Genomic DNA, 22,313 nt, shown 5'->3' with positions numbered 1-22,313 from the left:
CCTCGTCGTCAGGCCAGCGCCCAGGCGACGTCCCTGAGCAGGGCCTGCCGCCAGCCCGCCCGGTCGTGGCCCGACGCCGACCTCGACGTCCGTACGGCCGCACCGGACCGGGCGGTGAGCTCCTCGACCAGTTCGCAGTGGGCCCGCATGCGCGTCTCGTGCTCGCCCAGGTCGAAGGCGATCCGCAGCCCGGGCGGAGCGGGCCGTTCCCGCAGGCGCGCGGCGATCGCGCCGCCGACCGGTCCGCCCAGCGGATCGGGCAGGTCCACGGCCTGCGGCGTCCACCAGAACGACCCGGACTGGCAGGCGACGCGGGAGACCAGCTCCGGGAACTCCAGCGCCGCGTACAGGGCGCTCAGCCCGCCGAGGCTCTGCCCGACGACGACCAGCCGCGACAGGTCCGCCGTCACCCCGCACTCCGCGACCAGGGGGAGCAGTTCGTCCCGTACCGCCTCCCACAGCTCGGGCCGGCAGCCGAACTCGGCCTCCCGGTCCTTGGACGGTACGAAGACCAGGGTGACCGGGGGCACGTCACCGGCGGCGACGGCGGCGTCGAACGCCGTGACGGCCGGATGCAGGTGCAGCCAGTCGTCGCCGTCGAGGAGCAGGACCACCGGTCCGCCGCCCCCCGCCGGGTGGACCCGTACAGTCCGCCGTCCGCCGAGCCGTTCGCTCGCCCAGCGGACGCGGGTGCGCGGCAGGGGCAGTACGTCGTCGGCGCCGACGACGGGCCAGTGCGGCTGGGCGGGAGCGTCCGGGGTGGCGGCGATGGACCGCTCGCCGCCGGCCCCGACCGGGTTGAACGGATCGGCGTACGATCCGTCGCCCGCGCGGAACCGGTAGGTCACCCGGAGCCGGGCGGGCATGGGCACTTCGGCGTACCAGCAGTCCGTGTCGCGCCACCGGACCAGCGTCACCGGCTCCGCCCAGCTCTCGAACTCGACGGACGCCGGGCCGCCGCGCCACAGGAACAGCGTGGTCCACCCGCCGTCGCCGGACGGTACGCAGGCGGGAGCCGGGGCGGCCGCCGCCCAGAACGCTTCGGTGCCGGGCGTGCCGGGCAGCCCGAACGGGGCGAACGGGCCCTGGGGGCCGTCCGGTACGAGCATCGGTGCCTCCTTGTGAGGGGAATGGGGAAAGGTTAGGGTCTACAATTAGGCGAGCCTAACCTAAGTGTCAGGCCCCGTTCTCGGCAGCCCCAGGAGGAACCCACACATGAGCACCAACCCGTTCGACGACGCCGACGGCCGTTTCCTGGTCCTGGTGAACGACGAGGGGCAGCACTCCCTCTGGCCGTCCTTCGCCGACGTGCCCGGCGGGTGGACGGTGGCCCTCGCGGAGACCACCCGCGAGGCCTGCCTGGAGTTCGTCGAAGCCAACTGGACCGATTTGCGTCCGCGCTCCCTCGCGGCCGCCGTCGACGCCTGAGCGGTCCGCACATGCTGTGCACGAGGCTGACGAACGCGAACATCCTCACCATGGACCCGGACCGCCCGGTCGCCCGCGAACTGGGCATCTGGCGCGGCCGGATCGTCGGCCTGGACGAGGCCGTCGCCGCCCTGCCCGCCCGTGAGGTCATCGACCTGGGGGGCGCCACCGTCCTGCCCGGCTTCATCGACAGCCACGTCCACCTGGCGTGGACCGGGCTGAAGCAGAGCACGCCGAGCGTCGCCCCGTGCGAACGGGCCGAGGACGTGCTCGCGGTCGTCGCGGACGCGGTCTCCCGGACCGGCGCGCCCGGCGACTGGGTGGACGTCATGGGCTACGACCAGCGGGCGCTGGGCCGCCATCTGACCGCCGCCGAACTGGACTCCGTGTGCCGCGGGCGCAAGGTGTTCCTGATGCACGACTCGGGCCACGGGTGCGTCGTCAGCACCGCGGTGCTGGACCTGCTCCCCGACGGCGTACCGCACCGGGACGGCTTCCTGGCCGAGGGTGCCATGGCCGCGGCCCGCGGGCTCCGGCTGCCGTACGCGCAGAGCGACATCGCCGACGCCGTCGAGCGGGCGGCCCGCACCTGCCTGGCCGAAGGCGTGACCGCCGTCGCCGAGGCGGGCATCGGGGGCGGCCTGCTCGGCCACAGCCCGGTCGAGCTGGGCGCCTACCAGCTGCTGCGGGACCAGGGCCGACTGCCCCTGCGGGTCCAGCTCATGCCGGCCGCCGACACCCTGCGCCCGCGTGGCGCCCACCGGGACGACGGCCTCCCGCGCGCCCTGGACCTGGGCATCCGCACCGGGTTCGGGGACGACTGGCTCTCCCTCGGGGCGCTCAAGGTCTACACCGACGGCGGCATGATGGCCCGGACCGCCGCACTCACCGCCCCCTACGAGGGCACGGACCACACCGGTCAGCTACAGGACGACCCCGAGGTCCTCACCCGGCTCATCGTGGACGGCCACCTCGCCGGCTGGCAGCTCGCCGTCCACGCCATCGGCGACCGCGCGGCCGACCTCGCGCTCGACGCGCTGGAGCGGGCCCAGGGCCTGCGGCACCGGCCGGACGCCCGGCACAGGATCGAGCACGCCGGGCTGATCCGCCCCGACCAGCTCCCCCGCTTCGCGCGGCTGGGCGTCAGCGCGGTCGTCCAGCCGACGTTCCTCCACTCCTTCGGTGACGACTACGCCCGGGTGATGGGCGAGGAGCGGGCGGCCTGGATGTACCGGGGCCGGGCCTTCCTCGACCACGGGGTGACGCTGGTGGGCAGTTCGGACCGGCCCGTCACGGACGGAGCGCCCCTGCGCGCCGTCCAGTTCATGGTGGAGCGGGCCTCCGCCTCCGGCCGGAGGGTCGGACCGGGCGAGGCCATCACCGTCGAAGAGGCCCTGCGGGCCTACACGGTGGCGGGGGCGTACGCCTGCCGGTGGGAGGACACCGCCGGCAGCCTCGCTCCGGGAAAACGCGCCGACCTGGTCGTCCTGGGCGACGACCCGCGGCAGGTCGATCCCTCCCGGATCGGCCGGATCGAAGTCCTGGCGACCTTCGTCGACGGACACGACATGACAGGGGCAGGAAAGCTGTGAGCACCCGGACCACCGTCCTCGAACGGTTCGCCCCGCTGTGGGAGGCCTCGGACAGCATGCCGCGCTGGGTCATCTGGCACACGGGGGACGGTGAACCGCTCGTCTTCGACCGGGAGTTCAACATGCCGTTCGACGTGGACGACGCGGCCCTCGCGGAGGTGCTGCGCCGGATGCGCGAGGCCGGGATCCCCGAGAGCGCCGACTACCCCGGCCGTCCGTGCGGGTAGCCGCCGGACCCGGGCGGCCGGGCGGGGCGGCGTCGGACGCGTACCGGCCCGCCCGGCCCGAGCCCGGACCGTGGACCGTGCGGGTGGGTCCGTACGCGGCCCGGGCCCGGGAGCGCGAGGGGATGCCCGACCGCGCCGAGCGCGCCCGGCCCGCCGTGAACCCGGCGCGCCGTTCCATTTCTCGCTCTCCCGCGCGGGGGACGCCGTCCTCGCGGCGCGGCACGGATGCTGCATCCGGCCGAGCGCGCCGAACTGGCGGAGCCGGCGGCATCCGAGCGCCCCGCGGCGGTCGCGCGTTGCCGGACGCGCAAGGAGGCGTACCTCAAGGGGGTCGGGATCGGCCTGGGAGAGGACCCCACCGGACCCACGTGGGTACGGGGGCGGTTCCCGGATCGCCTTCCGGAGGGACCGTCACCGACGTCTCGACACCGGCCTGTTACTCCGCGGCCTGAGCGTTCCGCACGCGCCGACTTGGCCCCATCAGTTAAGTAAGGCTACCCTTATCTCGATCGTTCGCGCGGGCGCCGCGGCACCCCGCACCCCGGGACCCGTCCGGCGGATCCCCCCGCGCCCGGGAACGGTGCGACCCGAGGAAGGAACGCCTTGACCACGGCCACGCTGCCCCCTGCCGCCCGCGCCACGCCGTCGGCCCGGAACCACCCCACCCGGTGGCGCCGCGTCCCCGAGTTCTCGGTGCGACCGGCGCGCGAGGACGAGGGACCCGCGCTCGCCGCGCTGTCCCGGCCGTTCGTCCGCACGGGCGCGCTCAGGGAGCGTCCGCTCTCCCACTACCTGTCCGGCGCCCGGGACTTCCTCGTCGCCGAGGCCCGCGACGGGACCATCGAGGGCTGTGCGGGGCTCCGCGAGCACGCCGACGCGGGGGTGCTGTACAACTTCTGCGTCGCGGGCCACCGTCAGGGATCGGGCATGGGGGGCCGGCTGCTGCACGCGGCGTTCGCCGCCGCCCGCGCCCGTTCGCTCACCACCCTGTTCACCGCGACCACCGGAAGCGGCCGGCTGTTCCTGCGCCACGGCTTCGCCCCGGTCGCCCCGGCCCTGGCCCCGGCCGCCTGGGCACGCTCCCTGGACCCGGCCCGCAACGCGCGCGTCCTGGCCCGCACCCTGTAGACGCAGGCCGGCCCACACCCCGCGGACGCCGATGGGGCGGGCCCGTATGGACCCGCCCCACCAGCGTTCCGGTTCACGGGGCCCCGGCACCGTCCGCGGCGTCGAGGACCGCAGGCAGGGCCGTGACCAGGGCATCGATCTGCTCCTGCGGCACGGTGAGGGCGGGAGCCAGCCGGACGACGGCCGGGCCCGCGGCGTTCACCAGGAACCCGGCGTCCTGCGCGGCGCGCCGGACCCGCGCGGCGACCGGCTCGCGCAGCACGACGCCCACGAGCAGCCCCGCGCCCCGCACTTCGCGGACCAGCGGGTGCCGCAGCGCCCCGATGCCCTCGCGCAGCCGCTCGCCCATGGCCGTGACACGGGCGAGCAGCCCGTCCTTCTCGACTGTTTCCAGGACGGCGAGCGCGGCCGCGCACGCGATCGGGTTGCCGCCGAAGGTGGAACCGTGCTGACCGGGCGTCAGCAGCCCGGCGGCGGCCCCGAAGGCGACCGTCGCACCGATCGGCAGACCGCCGCCCAGCCCCTTGGCCAGCGTGATCACGTCGGGGTCCGCCCCCGGTTCCGCCTGGTGCGCGAACCAGTGGCCGGTGCGGCCGATGCCGGTCTGCACCTCGTCCAGGACCAGCAGGCTGCCCCGGGCCCGGGTGATCTCGCGGGCCGCGCGCAGATATCCCGCGGGCGCGGGGACGACCCCCGCCTCGCCCTGGACGGGTTCGAGGAAGACCGCCGCGGTCCGCTCGGTGACGGCCGCGCGCAGCGCCTCCGCGTCGCCGTACGGGACGTGGGTGACGTCCCCGGGCAGAGGCAGGAAAGGCGCGCGCTTGGCCGGCTGACCGGTGAGGGCCAGCGCCCCCGTGGTGCGCCCGTGGAACCCGCCGTCGGTCGCCACCAGGTGGGGGCGTCCGGTCCGGCGGGCGATCTTGAAGGCGGCCTCGACGGCCTCGGTGCCCGAGTTGGAGAAGAACACCCGACCCGGCCTGCCCAGCAGCTCCAGCAACCGTTCCGCGAGCGCCACGGGCGGCTCCGCGACGAACAGGTTCGAGACGTGGCCGAGCCGGGCGGCCTGCTCCCGTACGGCCGCGGTCAGCGCCGGGTGGGCGTGGCCGAGGGTGTTGACGGCGATGCCACCGGTGAAGTCCGCGTAGGCGCGGCCGTCCTCGTCCCACACCGTGCTGCCCTCGCCCCTGACCAGGGCCAGCGGGGGAGTGCCGTAGGTGTCCATCATCACCGCGCGCCAGCGGTCGGCCAGCGGGGTCGTTCCGTCGGCGGTCACGCGCCCTCCTCCTTGCCGCCGGGGCCCTCGCGCCCGGCGGCTTCGTCCGGTACCACCGTGGTGCCGGGACCGTCCTCGGCGAACACCCCGCGCAGCAGGGCGTGCGGCACCCGGCCGTCGACGACCTGCGCCCGCGCGACGCCACCGCGCACGGCCCGCAGGCAGCCCTCCATCTTGGGCAGCATGCCGCTCGCGAGGTCCGGCAGCAGCTCGTCCAGGTCGCCGGCCGTCAGCCGGCCGATGACCTCGGTGCTGTGCGGCCAGTCCGCGTACAGGCCCTCGACGTCGGTCATGACCACCAGCCGGTCCGCCCCGAGGGCGACGGCCAGGGCCGACGCCGCGAGATCGGCGTTGACGTTGTAGACCTGGCCGTCCTCGCCGCGCGCGACGGGCGAGACGACGGGGATGCGGCCCTGCTCCAGCAGCGCGCCGAGGGTGGCGGTCTCCACGCCGACCACTTCGCCGACCAGGCCGATGTCCACCGGGCGTCCGTCCACCCAGGCCGGGCGGCGGACCGCGGTCATCGTGTGCGCGTCCTCGCCCGACAGCCCCACGGCGAAGGGTCCGTGGGCGTTGATGGCCCCGACGAGGTCGCGCTGGACCCGCCCGGTGAGCACCATGCGCACGACGTCCATCGTCTCCGGCGTGGTCACCCGCAGTCCGGCCTCGAAGCGCACCTCCAGGCCGAGCCGGTCGAGCAGCGAGCTGATCTGGGGCCCGCCGCCGTGTACGACGACGGGGCGCAGGCCCGCCTGCCAGAGCTCCACCACGTCCTGGGCGAACGTCCGGTACAGGGCGGGGTCCACCATGGCGTTGCCGCCGAACTTGACGACGACCGTGCGGCCCTGGAGCTCTTCCCGCCACGGCAGGTCGTGCGCGTCGGGCACCGCCGCCGGCACCGCTGCCGGCGTCGTCGCCGGTGCGGCCGTGTGCGCCGGCCCGGCCGTGCCCGTCGGCCCGGTCGTGTCCGTCGTGCCCGTCGGGCCCGTCGGGCCCGTCGTGCCTGTCATTTCCGTCATTCCCGTCGTTCCCGCCCCGCTCACGAGCTGTACGCGCTGTTCTCGTGGACGTACTCGGCCGTCAGGTCGTTGGTCCACACGACCGCGGAGGAGCTGCCGGAGCGCAGGTCCACGGCGACGGTGATCCTGCGGTCCGACAGGTCGACCTTGTCCCGGGACTCGCCCTCGGCGCCGTCCCGGCACACCCAGACCCCGTTGATCGCCACGTCCAGGCGGTCCGGGTCGAAGGCGGCGGACGTCGTGCCGATCGCCGAGAGCACCCGTCCCCAGTTCGGGTCCTCGCCGTGCAGTGCGCACTTGAGGAGGTTGTTGCGGGCGATGGAGCGGCCCACCTCGACGGCGTCCGTCTCCGAGGCCGCCCCGAGGACGGCCACCTCGATCTCCTTGGAGGCGCCTTCGGCATCGCCGATGAGCTGCCGGGCCAGGTCCTCGCACACGCTCCGGACCGCGTCGGCGAGATCGGCGGCGGCGGGCGTGACGCCCGAGGCCCCCGAGGCCATGAGCAGCACGGTGTCGTTGGTGGACATGCAGCCGTCCGAGTCCACCCGGTCGAAGGTCGTGCGCACCGCGTCGCGCAGGACCGCGTCGAGGAGCTCGGCGGGGGCATCGGCGTCGGTGGTCAGGACGACGAGCATGGTGGCCAGGCCGGGGGCGAGCATGCCCGCGCCCTTCGCCATGCCGCCGACCGTCCAGCCGTCGCCGGTGGCCACCGCCGTCTTGTGGACCGAGTCCGTCGTCTTGATCGCGACGGCCGCGGCCTCACCGCCCTCGGCGGAGAGCTCCTCCGCCGCGGCGGATATGCCGGCCGTCACCCGCTCCATGGGGAGCCGGATGCCGATCAGACCGGTGGAGCACACCGCGACCTCTTCGGCCGTCGCGTCCACGGCCCGCGCCGTGCACTCGGCCATGACCCGTGCGTCGTCGGCGCCGCCGGGTCCCGTGCAGGCGTTGGCGCCGCCGGAGTTGAGGACGACGGCCGAGACGCGGCCGTCGGCGAGGACGGCGCGGGACCAGCGTACGGGCGCGGCCTGGACACGGTTGGAGGTGAAGACGCCGGCGCCGGCGCGCGAGGGCCCCCGGTTCACGACGAGGGCCAGGTCCGGGTCACCGGATTCCTTGAGGCCGGCGGTGATTCCACTGGCGAGGAATCCCAGGGCGGCGGTCACACTCACGGGGCCACTCCATTCGTGGGCAGGCCCAGCCGTTCCGGCAGGCCGAGGGCGATGTTCATGCTCTGCACCGCGCCACCCGCGGTGCCCTTCGTCAGGTTGTCGATGGCGCTCACGCAGATCAGCCTGCGGGCGTCCGGGTCCACGGCGATCTGCACCTGGACGCTGTTCGAGCCGAGGACCGCGGCGGTGGCGGGCCACTGGCCGGGGGGCAGCAGCCGTACGAACGGCTCGTCGGCGTACGCGTCCCGGTACACGGCCCGGACCTCGGCCTCCCCGGCCTCCCCGGCCGGGATGCCGGGGCGCAGGCGGGCGGAGCACGTCGCGAGGATGCCCCGGGGCATGGGGGCGAGGGTCGGCGTGAAGGACACCGTGACCCGCTCGCCGGCGGCCAGGGAAAGGTTCTGGACGAGCTCCGGGGTGTGCCGGTGACCGCCTCCGACCCCGTACGGGCTCATGGAGCCCATCACCTCGGCCCCGAGGAACCGGGTCTGGGGCGAGCGCCCGGCGCCGGACGTTCCGCTGGCGGCGACGATCACCGCTTCGGGTTCGAGGAGTCCCGCGGCGAACGCCGGGAACAGCGCCAGGGTGACCGCGGTGGGGTAGCAGCCGGGGACCGCGATCCGGGTGGCGCCCGTCAGTTCCTCCCGGGCTCCGGGCAGTTCGGGCAGGCCGTACGGCCAGGTCCCGGCATGGGCGGAGCCGTAGAAGCGCTCCCAGGCGGCCGGGTCGCGCAGCCGGAAGTCGGCGCCGCAGTCGAGCACCAGCGTCCCGGGCTCCAGTTCCGCCGCCAGGGCGGCGGACTGGCCGTGCGGCAGGGCCAGGAAGACGACGTCGTGGCCGCGCAGGGAGTCGGCGCCGGTGTCCAGGAGGATCCGGTCGGCGAGCTCCGGCAGCTGTGGCTGTACGGACCCCAGGGAGCGGCCGGCGCTGCTGTGCGCGGTCACCGCGCCGATCTCCACCCCGGGATGCGAAGCCAGCAGGCGGAGCAGTTCTCCGCCCGCGTAGCCGCTGGCACCGGCCACCGCGACCCGTACGGTCATGTCGTTCCGTTCTCTTTGTGTTCGTCGGAGGGGGTGGTCCGCGGCGCGCGGGGGCGCCGCGGGAAGGGGGGAGACGGGCTGCGGGACGCGCTCACGCGTCCTTGTGCACGTCTCGCGACACCCGGCCGAGCAGCAGGTTCCGCAGGAGGGACTCCGTCGTGCACACCACTGCGCTGCGAGCAGCCCATTGCAGGGCCATGGCGTGTTCCTCGGCGGAGAAGTCGGCGACGGCGTCGGCGACCACGAAGGGCTGGATGTCGTTCATGAAGGCGTCCGCGGCCGTCAGCAGGACGCCGAGATGGGCGTGGACCCCGCAGACGATCAGCTGGTCGCGCCCCTCCGAGCGCAGCAGCCTGCCCAAGTGGCTGCGCAGGAAGGCGTTGTGCCGCAGGTTGGCCAGCACGTGCTCGCCCGGCCGGGGAGTCAGGGCGGTGATGATGGCGGCGTCGCCGCGGCCCTCCTGGATGCCCGGCCCCCAGATGTCGGCGGCCAGACCGCGCCGGCTCGCCGGCTGGGCGGCCGGTTCGGCGGTGAAGACGACCGGCATGTCGAGGGCCGAGGCCAGGGTGCGGAGCGCGGCGATGTTGTCGACGAGTTCCACGACCGGCGACCTGTCCGCCGGGAGCCTCCCCACGAAGTGGTTCTGCATGTCGTGGACCAGCAGCGCGGCCCGGCGGGGGTCGATCGCCCAGGTGGCGCACGAAGGGGGCAGGTCGGAGCGGTCGGGCATGGGGTAGGAGCCGATGGCCGGCAGGCCCATGGTGTTTCCCTCCCTGACGGCGCGGGTGCGCGCCCCTCCAGAACCAATCGGTGTTTAGCTTAGCCTAACCTAAGCTGGAATTGGCCCGCGTCGGCCGCCCGCCCCGACGGCCCCCGCATACGCACAACGCCGCCCACACGCACCCGAGTTGCCCGCGCCCACCCACCCCACCCGCCCGCCGCCCGGCCCGGGGCTCAGCCGCCGGGCCGGGCGCCGTCTCCCGTCCGGAATCGGTCCGGATTCTGGTCCGATGGGAAGTGCTGGGAGCGATCCAAGAGTCGTGCCATTCGGTGTCGCCGATCACTCGCAGGGAGTGGTGCGACCGTCGAGGAAGGTGAAGAGCCGAGGCACGGCCGTCTGGCGGTGTCGGCTTGGCGGCCGCCGCCTGGACATTGGGCCCGGCGCAGGTACTTGCCGTCCACGGCAGATCGATCCCCTCGCGTCCGTCGTAGGCCACGACCCACCGGCTCGGCCATGGAAGCAGCGATGCCGGTCACCAGCCCGCGCCACCACCGGTCGAAGCAGGACCGGTAGTCGTAGCGTGCCGTGCCAGAGAAGGCATCCTGCCAGGGGAGCCGGAACTTACCGGGCCGACGGCGTCGGAAGTCGAAGTCGAGGAGCGCGGCCGCGCCGATCAGGAGCAGCTCCTCCTGAGCCTCAGGAGATCATCTTGATCCGCTATTCGGATGCTCGTCCGGTTCAAACCGAAGAGCGTCATCGAGTCGGGCCAGTTCGCGGTACATGGCGGCGCGGTTGGTGCGGGCGATGAGAGCGTAGGGGTGGTCGTGGCCGCAGATGCGTTCGGTTTCGGCGAGGACTTGCTCTTCGAGTGTGAGGGCCTCGTGGTGTCGGCCGAGGTCCCAGTAGCTGGTGGCGAGGTCGGCGCGGGCGCTGAGGGTGTGGAGGTGGTCGTGGCCGAGGAGGCGTTCGCGGTCGGCGAGGACTTGTTCTTGGAGTGTGAGGGCCTCGTGGTGTCGGCCGAGGTCGCAGTAGGTGGCCGCCAGGTTGGCGCGGGCGCTGAGGGTCTCGGGGTGGTCCTCGTGGAGTAGACGTTCGCAGTCCGTAAGCACCGCTTCTTGGAGCCTGAACGCGTCGTGGTGTCGGCCGAGGCCTGAGTAGGTGGCGGCGAGGTTGGTACGGGCGACGAGAGTGTCGGGGTGGTCGTGGCCGAGGAGGCGTTCGCGGTCGGCGAGGACTTGCTCTTCGAGCGTGACGGATTCGTTGCGCCGGCCGAGGTCCCAGTAGGTGGCCGCGAGGTTGGCGCGCGCCATGAGGGTGTGGGGGTGGTCGTGGCCGAGGAGGCGTTCGCGGTCGGCGAGGACTTGCTCTTCGAGTCTGAACGCGTCGTGGTGTCGGCCGAGGTGCGAGTAGGTGGTGGCGAGGTTGGCGCGGGCGATGAGGGTGTCGGGGTGGTCGTGGCCGCGGATGTGTTCGGTTTCGGCGAGGACTCGTTCCTGGAGTGCGAGGGCGTCGTGGTGTCGACCGAGGCCTCCGTAGGTGGTGGCGAGGTTGGCGCGGGCCAGGAGGGTCTCGCGGTGGTCCTCGCCGAGTAGACGTTTGCAGTCCGTGAGCACTTCTTCTTGAAGTGCGAGGGCATCGCCGTAGTTGCCGAGAGCGCTGTAGGTGGCGGCGAGGTTGGTGCGGGCGACGAGGGTGGCGGGGTGGTCGTGGCCGAGGAGACGTTCGGAGTCGGTGCGGACTTGTTCTCGTAGCGTGAGTGCGTCCTGGTGCCGGCCGAGATCGTTGAAGGTGGTGGCGAGGTTGATGCGGGTCGTCAGCGTGTTGGGGTGTTCTTTGCCGAGGGCCTTGGCGGCCTGCTGGGAAAGGAGGGCCCAGTAGGCATGTGCTTCGTGTTGTAGCCCACTGGCGCGGAGACTCTCGCCGTTCAGGAAGAGCACGATGTGCCCGTTGCGCTGCCAGAGACACTCCTCGGCGTGGAGCCTTAGCGCGCTGGTGTTGGCCCTGAGGACTTGGCCTAGGTCACGGGGGATGGCGAGGGGTTCCTGCCATAGCTCCGACAGCGCATCGGCGCAGAGCAGAGCCAGAGCCGGCCGCTCGGTTCGTGGCGTGGTTTCGCGGATGGCGCGGGCGGTGAGGGCGTGTATGCGCACTTGGCGGTACGGGCTGTGAGGGTCGAACCCGATCAGCGCGTACCGGCGAAGGACCTGCAGCGCCCGCTGAACGTCCTGCGCGGCCGTGTCCGTACCGGGGATGCGCTCCTTGGCGTCGCCAAGGAGCTCCAGGACGGGCTTGGTGGTCCACAGGTCCTGAGGATGCCCCTCGGGGGCGAGGAGAGCGATCAGTCTCAGGAGGGGCTCCACGAGTCCGGGCGGGCCGGCGTGTACGGCGGCGGTCACGGACAGGAGGAGGGCTGCGGTGACCTGGCGGCCGTAGAGCTCGGTGTCCGCCCAGTCCGGCAGGACCTCGTCCAGCTCCGTCGCCTGGTCGTTGAGCCGGGCGAGGTAGGCATCGCAGGAGAAGTTCTCGGCCAGCAGGTAGGCGGCGGCATGCCCGAGCGCCAGGGGCAGGTGCCCGAGAGCGATCGCGAGCTGCCCCTGGCGGTCGTCGAGGAGATGGGCGCAGCCGTCGCCGGTCAGGCGCTCCTCCAGATAGGCGACGGCCTCGGCGTGGCTGTAGACGTCGACGTCGATGCGGGTGCGTCCGCCGCCCGTCAGCCGCGGATCGTGCAGTCGGCTCGTCGCCAGCGTCCACCCGATCCCAGGGCGGGATGGCGGCCACCACGGGCCGACGACGACCGGGTCGCTGACATCGTCCAGGACCACCAGCCACGAGCTCCCAGTCGTAGCCATCCACTCCACCAACGCCCGGGCATCCTGTTCCGGATCCTCCCCGGTAGCACCCGCCACCCCGATGCGCAGGGCCGCCTGGCCGTAGAGAGTGATGATCTGCTGCACGTCACCGGCCGGAACCCACAGCACCAACCCGGTACCGTCCACGACCGCTTGGTGCGCGTAGTGGGCCGCGAGTTGGGACTTTCCGACCCCACCCATCCCCGCCAGCACCTGCGCCGACGGCGGCCGGGCCTGCGTCAGCACCGCCCCACCACCAGTGCGCGCCGCGTCGATACGCTCCCGCAGGCTGTCGCGCGGCTGGAATGCCGACGCCGTCAACGGCAACGCCCCCACCAACAAACCCGACCCCGGCCCCGGCCGCTCCGCCACCGCAACGGCCGGCACCGGGGGAAGGGGCTCTGCGGATGATGCCGGCGGTATCCGAGGAAGGCCCTGCGCGCTGCGGCGTAGCTCCAGCATCCCGGTGACGTCGAGTTTCAGAGCCTTGGCCAGGGCCGCAACGGTCCGCTCCGAAGGTGCTTTCCGCTGGTGCAGAGCCTGACTCACCGTCGTACGTCCCAACCCCGCCCGACGGGCCAGGAAGTCCACGCTCAGCCCCGAAGACGCCAGCCCGTCCGCGAGCCGCGCCTGCAATTCCTCCAGCGCCTCCCGGCCCACATCCGGCGAGCTCTGGACATCCCCGACCCCGCGCATACCGCCCCCTGGCCCCGTGCACACACCTGTTCAACAGTGTTCATCTTCGCCCAACCGAACCCCGCCGAACAGCCGGACCGAGACGGTCAACCCACCACCCCACCCCACCTCTCGGGAGCCCAACATGACTACCCTGCTGCTCACCGCCGGCCTGATTCTCTTCACCGCGCTCCTCGTCGCCGTGGCCACGGGAAAGCTGGCCCGGCTCGACGGAGCGACCTACCCCGCAGCCTGCCTCCGGGCAGGGGCCGCGTTCGCCGCCGTCCTCACCCTCGCCTCCGCCATCACGGCAGCCGTGGCCGCGGTGGTCGACTGACCGGTCGTTTGCGCAGGTCAGGCGCCGTGCTCAAGGTCTAGAAGAAGCCGAGCTTCTTGGGGGAGTAACTGACCAAAAGGTTCTTCGTCTGCTGGTAGTGCTCCAGCATCATCTTGTGCGTCTCACGCCCTAGGCCCGACTGCTTGTAGCCGCCGAAGGCCGCGTGTGCCGGGTAGGCGTGGTCCTAGTTACGAGTGACCATACACCCTGTTGAGGGCGTAAGCCCAGGTCAGAGGGCTGATCGCTCGCACGAGGGGTTAGTTAGTTTGTTTGATACTTTGCGACCGCCCTCCGCTGGTACGGTCGGCTCGTCGGTGCCGTGACAGGTGCCGGCGGGGCGAGCACCACGCTAGGGGAGGGCTCGACTGGAGCGCCACGAAAGTGGCGGGGAAGGCTGGAAAGTGCCCGACAAGCGCTCAACCGAGACGGTCCGCAGGAACCTCGACAAGGAGGTGCCTGGGATCGGTCAGCCTGGCGCCATCGCCAACCTGGACGACGTGGAGACCTTCGCCAGTGATGTGCAGGGCTGGCTCCAGGTGAACACGGAGATCTCGGAGAAAACGATCAAGAACGCCGACTATGAGGCGCTTCTTCAGGAATGGCGAGAGAAGCGGTCTTGGTCGGCGCCGACCGAAGTCGCCGGCCAGACCGAGCTCGAAATTCAGACGGAGCTCGAAGGCCAGACTGCGCTCGAAGAGGTGGCGGAGGTCGAAGGGGGGAAGAAGCCTGGCGCCGAGAACGAGATCGACAAGGCCGTACATCGAGAAATGGAAGATGAGGTTCACGAGGGATTGGATCAGCTTCAGGCTGAACTCGATGGCCTTCCGTACGCGGTTCCGGTCCCCGGCCCGAAGGGTCGGCCCTGGCTCGGAAAGGACGCCTGGCACGGCATCGCCGGGGAGATTCTTGAGTACGTGAGCCCGGACACCGAAGGTGACCCGGCGGGAATTCTCGCCACCATGCTCAGCTCGTTCTCTTGCCTCGTCGGACACGACCGCATCGTTCGCGGCTCCGTGAAGCAGCGGGTGAACGTCTGGCACATCTTGATCGGTGAGACCGGTGACGGCCGAAAGGGCACCGCGGCTGACCGTGCCCTGGAAGTGATGGAGCGGATCAATCCCCGGTTCTTCGAGAAGAACACCACGTCGACCCTGAACTCCGGCGAAGGTCTCATCTCGTCCGTCCGTGACGGTATGGACGAAGAAGAGATCGCTCGGCGTGAGGAGAACGGCCAGCGGGTGGACTACGGCGTCGATGACAAGCGGCTGCTCGTCATGAGCACCGAGTTCGCGACGATCATGCAGAAGACTCACGGCAGCACCCTGGGTCCGGTTCTGCGCGACGCGTGGGACGGCAAGACCCTGAACAACCACTCGACTGACGCCCTGGTCGCAACCAAGCCCCACATCACGGTCATGGGTCACGTCACGGGGCAGGAGTTCTCCGACCGTCAGAAGCCGAGCGAGATGGCCGGCGGCACGTGGAACCGATTCGCGCCGATCTTCGTGCACAAGCCGCACGACATTTCCTGGCCCGTGGAGCCGGAAGACTGGGACGCGAAGCTGGACCACTTCGCTGACCGGCTGAGCGAAGCCGCGTTCAAGGCCGGCAGCGGGGACAGTCTGGTGACCTTCAGCAAGGAAGCAGAGCTGCACTACCGCAGGAGCGTCTACCCCGAGTTCAAGGACTCCGACGACGACAGCCCCGTCATGAAGCAGTTCACCCAACGACGCCTTGCCCACCTGGTACGGGTGGCCGGTGTGTACGCCCTCATGAACGAGCGTGAAGAGGTATCACTCGGGGATCTGAAGGCCGCCAAGGCGTTCGTGGACTACATGATCGAGTCTGCTCGCTTTGTGCTGGAGACCTACCCGCCCAGCGGGTCCGGCTCGACGGCCGGCGGTGTCCGGGACCGGAGCAAGAACATCTCGCTCCCCGAGGACATCGAGATGCTGAGGCACGCACTCAAGGACGCGGGCGAAGACGGTTTGAACCGGACCCACATCACGACCAAGGTCATGAAGTTCCGGCGCTCCGCGGCGGAGATCGACGGCATGATCGAGAAGATCGGCGCCGTGCAGAAGAAGCGCCACAATCCCAGGGGCGGCCGTCCCCTGGACGTGGTCTACCACCCCGAATTCGCCCCGAAGGAGATCGAGGAAGCGTGAAGTTCATCGTTCGGGAAGAGGGAGACGCGCACTTCCTCTTCCCTGACGGGACCATGGACATGATCGGCTTCACCAAGCGTCAGGGGCCCCTCCTCATGGCTTACTACGAGCCCGAAGGGGACGAGCCCCCACGACTGGTGAATTCCGAGGCGCTGAGCTTGAACGACGCCGTCGGCTCCATCGCGCAGGCAGCCGGATACGACGACTACACGTACGAAATAGAAGAGGGGGAAGAGTGACCTCCTGGGAAGAAGTGGCGCCCCTGATCAAGGCCGAGCTGTTGAAGGCCGGCCACGAAGGCGCCTCCGTGGCGCAGCTCATCGTGGCCGCCGGCCACGCCCTACCCGCGATGGACGTTCGAGCAATCGCCGTCGCGATGGGAGCTCACGAACAGAAGGTCTGGACGGGACTGGGCCTCACGAAGGGGCGACACACCATCAAGTACGCACTGATACAGGAAGACACCGAGTGACACAGCACGACCAGACCGAGTTCGACCGGGTGAGCAGCATCTACGAGACTCAGAGCGACGAGGTCAACTGGCACGAACTTCTGGACCAGATCGAGAGGGTGGTCCGCAAGGACTACCGGACCACCCAAGACGACCACCAGCGGGCAATGGAACTCCTCTGGAACCACCTGGAGAACCGGAAGACCGCAGGCGGAGTCGGCTGGCTCGCAGCCCACTACGAGGAGCTGAAGCACACACGGGATGACTCCCAGATCGGCATCTTCGTGATGGTCTACGAGAACGTGGCCGGCCTAGCTGGGGGCGCCGGTGCCTGAAGTTCCGGGAGGACAGTTCGACTTCCGGATGTGCGAGGTGTGCGGGGTTGTCCTCAACCCCGCCACCCTCCGCGACCCGGACACGTACGAGCGGATCGGGGAGCCCTGGTACGAGCACCCCGACTGGTACGAAATTCACTGGCCCGAGGAACACGAGCCGGTACCCGTACACGGCACGCCTCTGGTGGCGTACACCCCGTGCGATATCTGCCACCGTGACGATCCGCGGTGGGGCTTCCTGCCCCGCAAGGACATCCTCGCCGTCCTCCCGGGCGGCGTGGTCCTGGACCACGGCGGAATCTGGTACGTGTGCGACGTCTGCAAGCAGGCAGCCTCCAGACGCTCCCTTAGCAGGATGCTCCAGTGCTGGTGGGACAGCCCGATCACCAACGCCGAGATGACCGTCGAGGAGAAGAAGGCGCACCGCCGCACGGTCGTCAAGGATCTCTACAAGGCGTTCATCAACTCACACCCCGCAGGCCCGTACGAGCTGCGACTCCGAAACCACAACCCCCAAGGGAAGCCGCGATCCCGTCGCGGCATGTAAGGACCCACTTTTGAGCAATGAGCGCGACCCCGGCAGCCTGATCGTTTCCACGCTGGAGAGGGCGTGGCGAGACATCCAAGCCAGACACCCTGAGGTACCGAACGTCATCTTCATCACCGGCACCGGGAAGATGAAGGACGGCGTCAGGTGGGGCCACTTCCACGCCGACCAGTGGATCACCGCGAGCGGCCGAATACACGAGCTGTTCGTATCCGGTGAGGCACTGAACCGCGAACCCGTCGAGACCATGACCACTCTGCTCCACGAGGCCGGACACGGAGTCTGCTTCGAGAGGGGCACCAAGGAAACCTCCCGCCGGGGGAAGTATCACAACCAGCGCTTCGTGAAGGAGTGCGAGGGTCTGGGCCTGACGTGGCCCGCAGGGCAGAAGCCGGACACCACACGGGGCTTCTCCGCAGTCGTCATGAAGCCGGAAACCATCGAGGCGTACGCCACCACGATCGAGGCCCTGAAGGAGGGGCGGGCCGCCTGGAGGGAACTGGGGATCGCCCCCGCCGACGAGGCGAAGCCCAAGTCCACCAACACCAAGCCGAAGGCCGAGTGTGCCTGCCCCGGCCGCTACATCTGGACGGCCGCCAGGACCCTGGAAGAGAACCCCGTGATCTGCGGGGGCTGCGACACCGAGTTCATGATGGTCAGCTGACCTCCTTTGCTGCCTATCCAATGAGAAAAAGGCCCCCGGCCTGGACAGGAACTCCTGCCAGCCGGGGGCCGCTTGGTTATGTGGTCAGGGTGTACGTGCCCTGGTCGAGGTCGACATCCGACACCTTGCGCATCGGGGCGGTGTCGGTCGTCTTGGTGAGGGTGCCGGCGCGCAGTGCTTCATTCTCCGCCAGGAGGAGCGCGACCTGCCGTTCATGCCCTTCCAGTTCCGGCGTCTCCGCAAGGGCCTCCTCGGTCTTCTGGTCCTCGATCCGCTGGACCTGATGGCCACCGAACAGGACGGCTGCCACCACGGCGAGGATCGCCTCCTGGGGCAGACCCGGGATGTACACCGCCGCGAGGGCGAGTACGGCCGACACCACGCCCATAACCTTCGCCGGGTTCTTCTTCAGTTCGTTCATGATCGATCTCCAATCGCTATGTGAGTCACCCAGGGGTCCTCACGAACGTGCTACTCAGCCGATGAAGCGCGCCGGATCGACCTGCACGCCGTTGGAGAGGACTTCCAGGTGCAGGTGGGGACCGGTCGAGTTGCCGGTCGTGCCGACGGCTCCGATCGGACTCCCGCCGGCGACTTCCTGGCCCACTCCCACGTTGATCGCGGACAGATGGGCGTAGCGGGTCTTGATGCCGCCGCCGTGGTCGATCACGACCGATCGACCGTAGGCACCGGCCCAACCTGCGGACTCCACGCGGCCGGCCTTCGCGGCCACCACGGTGGTGCCCTGGGGTGCGGGGAAGTCGAGACCCGTGTGGGCCCCAGAGGACCACATCGATCCGCGCTGGCCGAACGGCGTACCACTCGGGGCCGACACCGGACGCACCCAGCCCGCGGAACCCGCGTTCGCGGTGGGCTTCTCGGCTACGGGTTCCCGCACGTCCTTGGCGGACACGTCCGCCGAGCTCGGCTTGCTCTGGCCGCCGCTGAGCTGGGCGACGAGTCGAGCCGCAGACAGCTCGAAGTGTCCAGGGAGCGACGGGCTGCCCGACAGCTGCACCCGGTGTGACAGCTCAACCAGAGACACCGAGGTCAGGTAGGTGAAGTCCGTGCTGCCGAACTTCTCCTTGAGGGTGGAGAAGAACTTTGCCGCCGCGTAGTGCGGGTCGGTCACCTGCGCGTGCGTGCCCCATCCCATCGAGGGGCGCTGCTGGAACAGGCCGGCGCTGTCGGAGTCACCGCCCTGGAGGTTCTGGAGTCGGCTCTCCTGGTACGCCGTGGCGATACCGACGACGGCCGCCCGCTCACCTCGGCGGGAGCCGGGCCCGAACGCGCGGATGGCTTCCTCGCGGATGATCCGCGCGTTCTCAAGTTCGGCGGCATTCAGGGGGCGGTCCCAGTTCTTCTGGACGCCCTGAGTGCGGACCGGAAGCAGGCTGTCGACGGAGGCGCCGGTGTCCGTGATCGGGGGCTTGGGGTTCGGTGCCACCGGCTTGGAAGGCTTCTCCTGCTCGGTGTGGCCGCAGGTGCAAGAGCATCCCGGCTTGTGCACGGTGTCTTTGTCGTTGGTCGACCCGGGCGCGGGCACGAACACGGTCTGACCCGAGAAGATCAGGTCCGGGTTGTCGAAGCGGCCGGCGTTGGCCGCCAGAAGGGCCGACAGAGTCACCCGGTGCTTGAGCGCGATGGCCGAGAGGGTGTCGCCCCTCTGTACGGTGTACTTCGTCGGCCCGGTGGGCTCCGGCTTCACCGGCGGCTTCGAGGGTTCCTTGTCCGGCTTCGGAGGAGCCACAGGCGTGCTCGTGCCGCCAGTAGCCGGGTCAGGCTTCTTGCTGGCCTCGGGCTTCGAGTCATCCTGCTTCTCCTGGACGGGTGTCTTCGAAGGCGTGGGCTTGACCGGGTCCGGCTTCGTGGTTTCCCGCTTCGCCGGAACGTTGATCTCCTGGCCTTCGCTGATCTTGTCCGGGTCCTTGATGTCGGGGTTGGCAGTCAGCAGTTCGGCCAGGGACACCCCGAGCAGCGCGCAGATGCCCAGGAGCGTCATTCCCCGCTTGACGGTGAACTTTCCCTTGACCGGCGGCTTCTTGTTTCCGCCCGTGTCCGGCAGGCTCGTGGTGTCGTCCGTCGCGCCGGGCTTGTAGGCGGGGCGGGCGAAGCCGTGGATGCGCGGGTTCGATATCTCGGTCCACTTCTCGTAGACCCCGTCCCCGTTGAAGTACTGCCCGTTGTAGGAGCCCCCGGTGTTGCCACCGATGACCCGGATGCGGCTGCCGGCGACCTCGGTCACCATGTCGACGTGCGTGCCGCCCGAGGCGCCGTACATCACCAGGTCGCCCGGCTTCGGGTTGCTTCGGTGGAAGCGTCCCCGCTGCTTGTAGTAGTCGGTGCAGGTCAGGCACGAGGCCGTGAGCGGGACGACGTCGGTGTTGCCGGTCTGAACAGCCAGCCACGAGATCCATGTCTGGCACCAGGGCTGATTCTGGGCCCAGGCCAGACCAGGCACCTGGGGCGGGTACTTCGTGTAGTTGTCCTGCCCTTCGCGGTACCCGAGCTGGGTCCGACCCTTGTCGATCATCGACTTGGCGGTGTTGGCCATGCCGCCTCCTTCCGCGGCCCGTTTGGGCACGCCAAAAAGGCCGCCGAGTCCGGCGACCTGTGGGGTTGGTTAGTTAGGTTGGTAGTTTGGCCAGGCCCCGCTCGGGGGCTCGGACTTGAGCAGCGCTGATCAGTGCGCGGTCGAATCCGGCTTCGTGGCAGTGGTGTTGGGCGTCAGGCCGTTGGAACGAAGCTGGTGCTCGAAGTCCGCGGCGACGCGACGCCAGTAGTCGGCAACCTCCTGCATCTCGCGGAGGGCTTTGTTCGCTTCCGTGCGCCACTTCTCAAGATCGTCGATGTGCTGCGCGCGAGCCTGGTTGAACCCGTCTCGCTTCTCTTGCATGGCCTTGAAGACCAGGCCCAAAGAGGCGAGCCCCCCGGCGCTGAAGAGGGCTGCCGCTATCTCCACTGCTTGCATCGTGCATCCCCCTCTACTGACCGTGGAACGTCGCTTTGAAGTACCCGCCAGTCGTGAACTTTGGATCGGCTCCATTGATCGCGACCTTGGCGTAGGTGTAAATGCGCTCACCCGCCTGGTAGTACTTCTTCGGAATTGTGTAGACCTTGGTTTTAGTCTTCGAACCCGCGTTGGCTGTGTAGTCCTCCTTGATGAGGTCCAGCCATTCGCCGGGCTTGATTCGGTGCGAGATAGACGTGCGGATGCCCGCGTCGTAAAGGCCGTCGCATTCAAGCTGAATCGTGAAGGTGTAGAACCCCTTCACCTTGACCTCCACGGCATGACCGTTTCCGTCCTGCTCGGAAACCATCGCCATACGGTTGATGGTTCCGCCCCAGGGAACGAGGTACTGAGCTTTGGAGGTAAAGGAACCGGCCTTGGAACGCAGGTCCGCGTTGACTATTTTGGGATGCCGTCCACCACCTTCTTGAGGGCGTTGATGGCATCCAGGAGATCGCTGTCCTTCTTGTCGAGCGCTACATGCCTCGCGTCGGCGGAGTTCCTGAACTCCTCCAGCGCGGAGACTTTCGCCGTGAGGTCGGCCGGAACGGCGGGAGTCAGCTCCAGCTTCTTGATCCGGTCGTCATGGTCGGTGAAGGCGGCTCCCACGTTCCACCGGCTGGCAGTGGAAGTGGCGCCGGACTTCTTCGTGACCCAGGTGTTTCCGGCACTGCTGACGATGAACACGGCGCTGCCTGTCTTGCTGAGTACCTGGAGGGAGTCCTCGCTCTGCGCAGTGGGGGACAGGCGGACGCTGGCCCGCTTCGCGTCGGTCCCGTCCGGCAGGTCGCCGACCTCCAAGAGCTGCGTCCCACCGGATCGGGGCTGCACGCCCTGAAGGCGCTCCTCCAGCCCGCTCATGCGCCGGTCCTGAACTGCGTCGGCCTGCTCGCCCTGCATCACCCGGCTGACGATGCTGGAGAGCGAGGTATCGCCTACCGCATCGAGGACGTGAAGGGACCCCGCCTTGGAGTAGAGGACAGTCGTCCCGGCTACGGGGACGCTCGGGGCGCCTGGGGAGTCGCGAAGTGCGAGGACGCCCGGCTCGATCGCGAGGTTGCCCTCCTGGTCGACGGCCACGACCTTGCGGCCGTCCTTGTCATGCAGGGCGAGGATGTCCTTCTGGCCGGCAGGCTGATGGATCACAGCGCCGCCGTTCACGACCAGGTCCCCGTTCAGTGTTGCGCCGGAGTTCGACTCCAGGGTTCCCGGCGAGCCCTTGGGGCCGGGGTCACCTTGAGGCCCTGCGGGACCGGTGGCGCCGGTGTCGCCCTTGGGGCCGGCGGGGCCCACTTCGCCGGGAATCCCCGGCTCGCCATCGAGGCCGGGATCGCCCGCGGGCCCAACTGGACCGGTGTAGAACACCGTCGGTGTCGCGATGTTGCTGTAGTCCTGGAGATCCTTGATATTCCACTCCTCCTGCTCGGTCGGCAGGAAGATGTAGAAGCGCCTGGTGGGCAGGCCCGCAAGCTCCTCAATCACCTCGTAATGAAGCCCGCCCAGAACCTCCGTGTGGAACGTTCCGGTCACGTCAAGGTCGGTGACTCGTGAAGAGCCGCCGATGGCGGATTCCCCGAGGCGATAGAACTGCTTCTCCGGGATCAGGAAGCGGACGCGCCCCCTGTGGGGCTCTCCCATCGGGTTGAGGTAGGTGCCCGTCACCTTGACTATCTCCAT

Annotated in this window: 24 protein-coding genes and 1 pseudogene; 12 read left to right on the top strand and 13 right to left on the bottom strand. The window is 69.9% G+C overall.

The features are described 5' to 3' along the window. Window positions 1–8 precede the first annotated feature (8 nt). The gene (locus ACGFXC_RS24460) at window positions 9–1,109 is read right to left on the bottom strand and encodes an alpha/beta fold hydrolase (protein ID WP_393716086.1); all 1,101 of its coding nucleotides are present in this window, start codon (window positions 1,107–1,109) and stop codon (window positions 9–11) included. A gap of 106 nt (window positions 1,110–1,215) precedes the next feature. Between ACGFXC_RS24460 and ACGFXC_RS24455 the strand changes: the two genes are divergently transcribed. From ACGFXC_RS24455 to ACGFXC_RS24435, 5 genes are all read left to right on the top strand, one after another. Further along, a complete protein-coding gene (locus ACGFXC_RS24455) occupies window positions 1,216–1,428 on the top strand; it encodes an MbtH family protein (protein ID WP_393716084.1) in 213 nt (70 codons plus the stop codon). An 11-nt stretch (window positions 1,429–1,439) separates the two neighbouring features. Beyond that, complete coding sequence (locus tag ACGFXC_RS24450; RefSeq protein WP_393716083.1) at window positions 1,440–3,020, top strand: amidohydrolase; 1,581 nt, start codon at window positions 1,440–1,442, stop codon at window positions 3,018–3,020. Further along, window positions 3,017–3,247 carry a hypothetical protein gene (locus tag ACGFXC_RS24445; protein ID WP_393716081.1) on the top strand — a complete coding sequence of 77 codons (231 nt, stop codon included), beginning with the start codon at window positions 3,017–3,019 and terminating at the stop codon, window positions 3,245–3,247. Before ACGFXC_RS24450 ends, ACGFXC_RS24445 begins: the two co-directional genes overlap by 4 nt. Before the next feature lie 225 nt (window positions 3,248–3,472). After that, window positions 3,473–3,739, top strand: a complete 267-nt coding sequence (locus tag ACGFXC_RS24440) for a hypothetical protein (RefSeq protein ID WP_393716079.1) — start codon at window positions 3,473–3,475, stop codon at window positions 3,737–3,739. Between the two features lie 111 nt (window positions 3,740–3,850). Then, the gene (locus ACGFXC_RS24435) at window positions 3,851–4,375 is read left to right on the top strand and encodes a GNAT family N-acetyltransferase (RefSeq protein ID WP_393716077.1); all 525 of its coding nucleotides are present in this window, start codon (window positions 3,851–3,853) and stop codon (window positions 4,373–4,375) included. 73 nt (window positions 4,376–4,448) lie between these two features. Here the strand turns inward: ACGFXC_RS24435 and ACGFXC_RS24430 are convergent, their stop codons facing one another. The 6 genes from ACGFXC_RS24430 to ACGFXC_RS24405 all read right to left on the bottom strand — a co-directional run bounded on the left by ACGFXC_RS24430 (window position 4,449) and on the right by ACGFXC_RS24405 (window position 13,145). Then, on the bottom strand, window positions 4,449–5,600 hold the full coding sequence (locus ACGFXC_RS24430) for an acetylornithine transaminase (RefSeq protein ID WP_393716376.1): 1,152 nt from the start codon (window positions 5,598–5,600) through the stop codon (window positions 4,449–4,451). 44 nt (window positions 5,601–5,644) lie between these two features. Further along, window positions 5,645–6,658, bottom strand: a complete 1,014-nt coding sequence (argB, locus tag ACGFXC_RS24425; protein ID WP_393716075.1) for an acetylglutamate kinase — start codon at window positions 6,656–6,658, stop codon at window positions 5,645–5,647. 29 nt (window positions 6,659–6,687) lie between these two features. Further along, window positions 6,688–7,839, bottom strand: coding sequence for a bifunctional glutamate N-acetyltransferase/amino-acid acetyltransferase ArgJ (gene argJ / locus ACGFXC_RS24420; protein WP_393716073.1), 1,152 nt, complete (start codon window positions 7,837–7,839; stop codon window positions 6,688–6,690). Then, the gene (argC, locus tag ACGFXC_RS24415) at window positions 7,836–8,879 is read right to left on the bottom strand and encodes an N-acetyl-gamma-glutamyl-phosphate reductase (RefSeq protein ID WP_393716071.1); all 1,044 of its coding nucleotides are present in this window, start codon (window positions 8,877–8,879) and stop codon (window positions 7,836–7,838) included. Before argC ends, argJ begins: the two co-directional genes overlap by 4 nt. Before the next feature lie 91 nt (window positions 8,880–8,970). After that, window positions 8,971–9,639 (bottom strand): isochorismatase family protein, encoded by a 669-nt coding sequence (locus ACGFXC_RS24410; protein ID WP_393716069.1) that lies wholly within the window; start codon window positions 9,637–9,639, stop codon window positions 8,971–8,973. A gap of 665 nt (window positions 9,640–10,304) precedes the next feature. After that, window positions 10,305–13,145 carry a tetratricopeptide repeat protein gene (locus ACGFXC_RS24405; RefSeq protein WP_393716067.1) on the bottom strand — a complete coding sequence of 947 codons (2,841 nt, stop codon included), beginning with the start codon at window positions 13,143–13,145 and terminating at the stop codon, window positions 10,305–10,307. Window positions 13,146–13,269: 124 nt separating this feature from the next. On the opposite strand from ACGFXC_RS24405, the gene ACGFXC_RS24400 reads away from it, so the two are divergent. Then, entirely contained in the window at window positions 13,270–13,461 is a 192-nt protein-coding gene (locus tag ACGFXC_RS24400) for a hypothetical protein (protein WP_393716065.1), read from the top strand. A gap of 37 nt (window positions 13,462–13,498) precedes the next feature. Here the strand turns inward: ACGFXC_RS24400 and ACGFXC_RS24395 are convergent. Further along, window positions 13,499–13,642: pseudogene (locus ACGFXC_RS24395) on the bottom strand (aldehyde dehydrogenase family protein); the annotation flags it as partial. Between the two features lie 220 nt (window positions 13,643–13,862). Between ACGFXC_RS24395 and ACGFXC_RS24390 the strand changes: the two are divergent. Genes ACGFXC_RS24390 through ACGFXC_RS24365 form a run of 6 tightly spaced genes read left to right on the top strand, consistent with a single transcriptional unit; the run spans window position 13,863 to window position 17,626 of the window. Further along, entirely contained in the window at window positions 13,863–15,629 is a 1,767-nt protein-coding gene (locus ACGFXC_RS24390) for a DUF3987 domain-containing protein (RefSeq protein WP_393716063.1), read from the top strand. Further along, window positions 15,626–15,868: a hypothetical protein gene (locus ACGFXC_RS24385; protein ID WP_393716061.1), complete on the top strand. Its 243-nt coding sequence runs from the start codon at window positions 15,626–15,628 to the stop codon at window positions 15,866–15,868. Before ACGFXC_RS24390 ends, ACGFXC_RS24385 begins: the two co-directional genes overlap by 4 nt. After that, complete coding sequence (locus ACGFXC_RS24380) at window positions 15,865–16,101, top strand: hypothetical protein (protein WP_393716059.1); 237 nt, start codon at window positions 15,865–15,867, stop codon at window positions 16,099–16,101. The genes ACGFXC_RS24385 and ACGFXC_RS24380 overlap by 4 nt, the downstream gene beginning before the upstream one ends. Further along, window positions 16,098–16,415 carry a hypothetical protein gene (locus tag ACGFXC_RS24375; protein WP_393716057.1) on the top strand — a complete coding sequence of 106 codons (318 nt, stop codon included), beginning with the start codon at window positions 16,098–16,100 and terminating at the stop codon, window positions 16,413–16,415. The genes ACGFXC_RS24380 and ACGFXC_RS24375 overlap by 4 nt, the downstream gene beginning before the upstream one ends. Continuing rightward, on the top strand, window positions 16,408–16,962 hold the full coding sequence (locus ACGFXC_RS24370) for a hypothetical protein (RefSeq protein ID WP_393716055.1): 555 nt from the start codon (window positions 16,408–16,410) through the stop codon (window positions 16,960–16,962). The genes ACGFXC_RS24375 and ACGFXC_RS24370 overlap by 8 nt, the downstream gene beginning before the upstream one ends. Window positions 16,963–16,972: 10 nt before the next feature. Then, on the top strand, window positions 16,973–17,626 hold the full coding sequence (locus tag ACGFXC_RS24365) for a hypothetical protein (RefSeq protein WP_393716053.1): 654 nt from the start codon (window positions 16,973–16,975) through the stop codon (window positions 17,624–17,626). Window positions 17,627–17,702: 76 nt separating this feature from the next. Here the strand turns inward: ACGFXC_RS24365 and ACGFXC_RS24360 are convergent, their stop codons facing one another. The 5 genes from ACGFXC_RS24360 to ACGFXC_RS24340 all read right to left on the bottom strand — a co-directional run bounded on the left by ACGFXC_RS24360 (window position 17,703) and on the right by ACGFXC_RS24340 (window position 22,313). Next, the gene (locus ACGFXC_RS24360) at window positions 17,703–18,047 is read right to left on the bottom strand and encodes a hypothetical protein (RefSeq protein WP_393716052.1); all 345 of its coding nucleotides are present in this window, start codon (window positions 18,045–18,047) and stop codon (window positions 17,703–17,705) included. 54 nt (window positions 18,048–18,101) lie between these two features. After that, window positions 18,102–20,180 (bottom strand): peptidoglycan DD-metalloendopeptidase family protein, encoded by a 2,079-nt coding sequence (locus ACGFXC_RS24355; protein WP_393716050.1) that lies wholly within the window; start codon window positions 20,178–20,180, stop codon window positions 18,102–18,104. Between the two features lie 129 nt (window positions 20,181–20,309). Beyond that, entirely contained in the window at window positions 20,310–20,588 is a 279-nt protein-coding gene (locus tag ACGFXC_RS24350; protein ID WP_393716048.1) for a hypothetical protein, read from the bottom strand. Window positions 20,589–20,610: 22 nt separating this feature from the next. After that, entirely contained in the window at window positions 20,611–20,952 is a 342-nt protein-coding gene (locus ACGFXC_RS24345) for a hypothetical protein (RefSeq protein ID WP_393716046.1), read from the bottom strand. Between the two features lie 83 nt (window positions 20,953–21,035). Next, window positions 21,036–22,313, bottom strand: coding sequence for a collagen-like protein (locus ACGFXC_RS24340; protein ID WP_393716044.1), 1,278 nt, complete (start codon window positions 22,311–22,313; stop codon window positions 21,036–21,038).

Origin of the sequence: Streptomyces sp. NPDC048507, from assembly GCF_043199995.1 — a bacterium.
In the GTDB taxonomy this organism is placed as follows: domain Bacteria; phylum Actinomycetota; class Actinomycetes; order Streptomycetales; family Streptomycetaceae; genus Streptomyces.
Note: the sequence above shows the minus strand (reverse complement) of the source record. Positions and strands in the feature narration are given on the sequence as shown.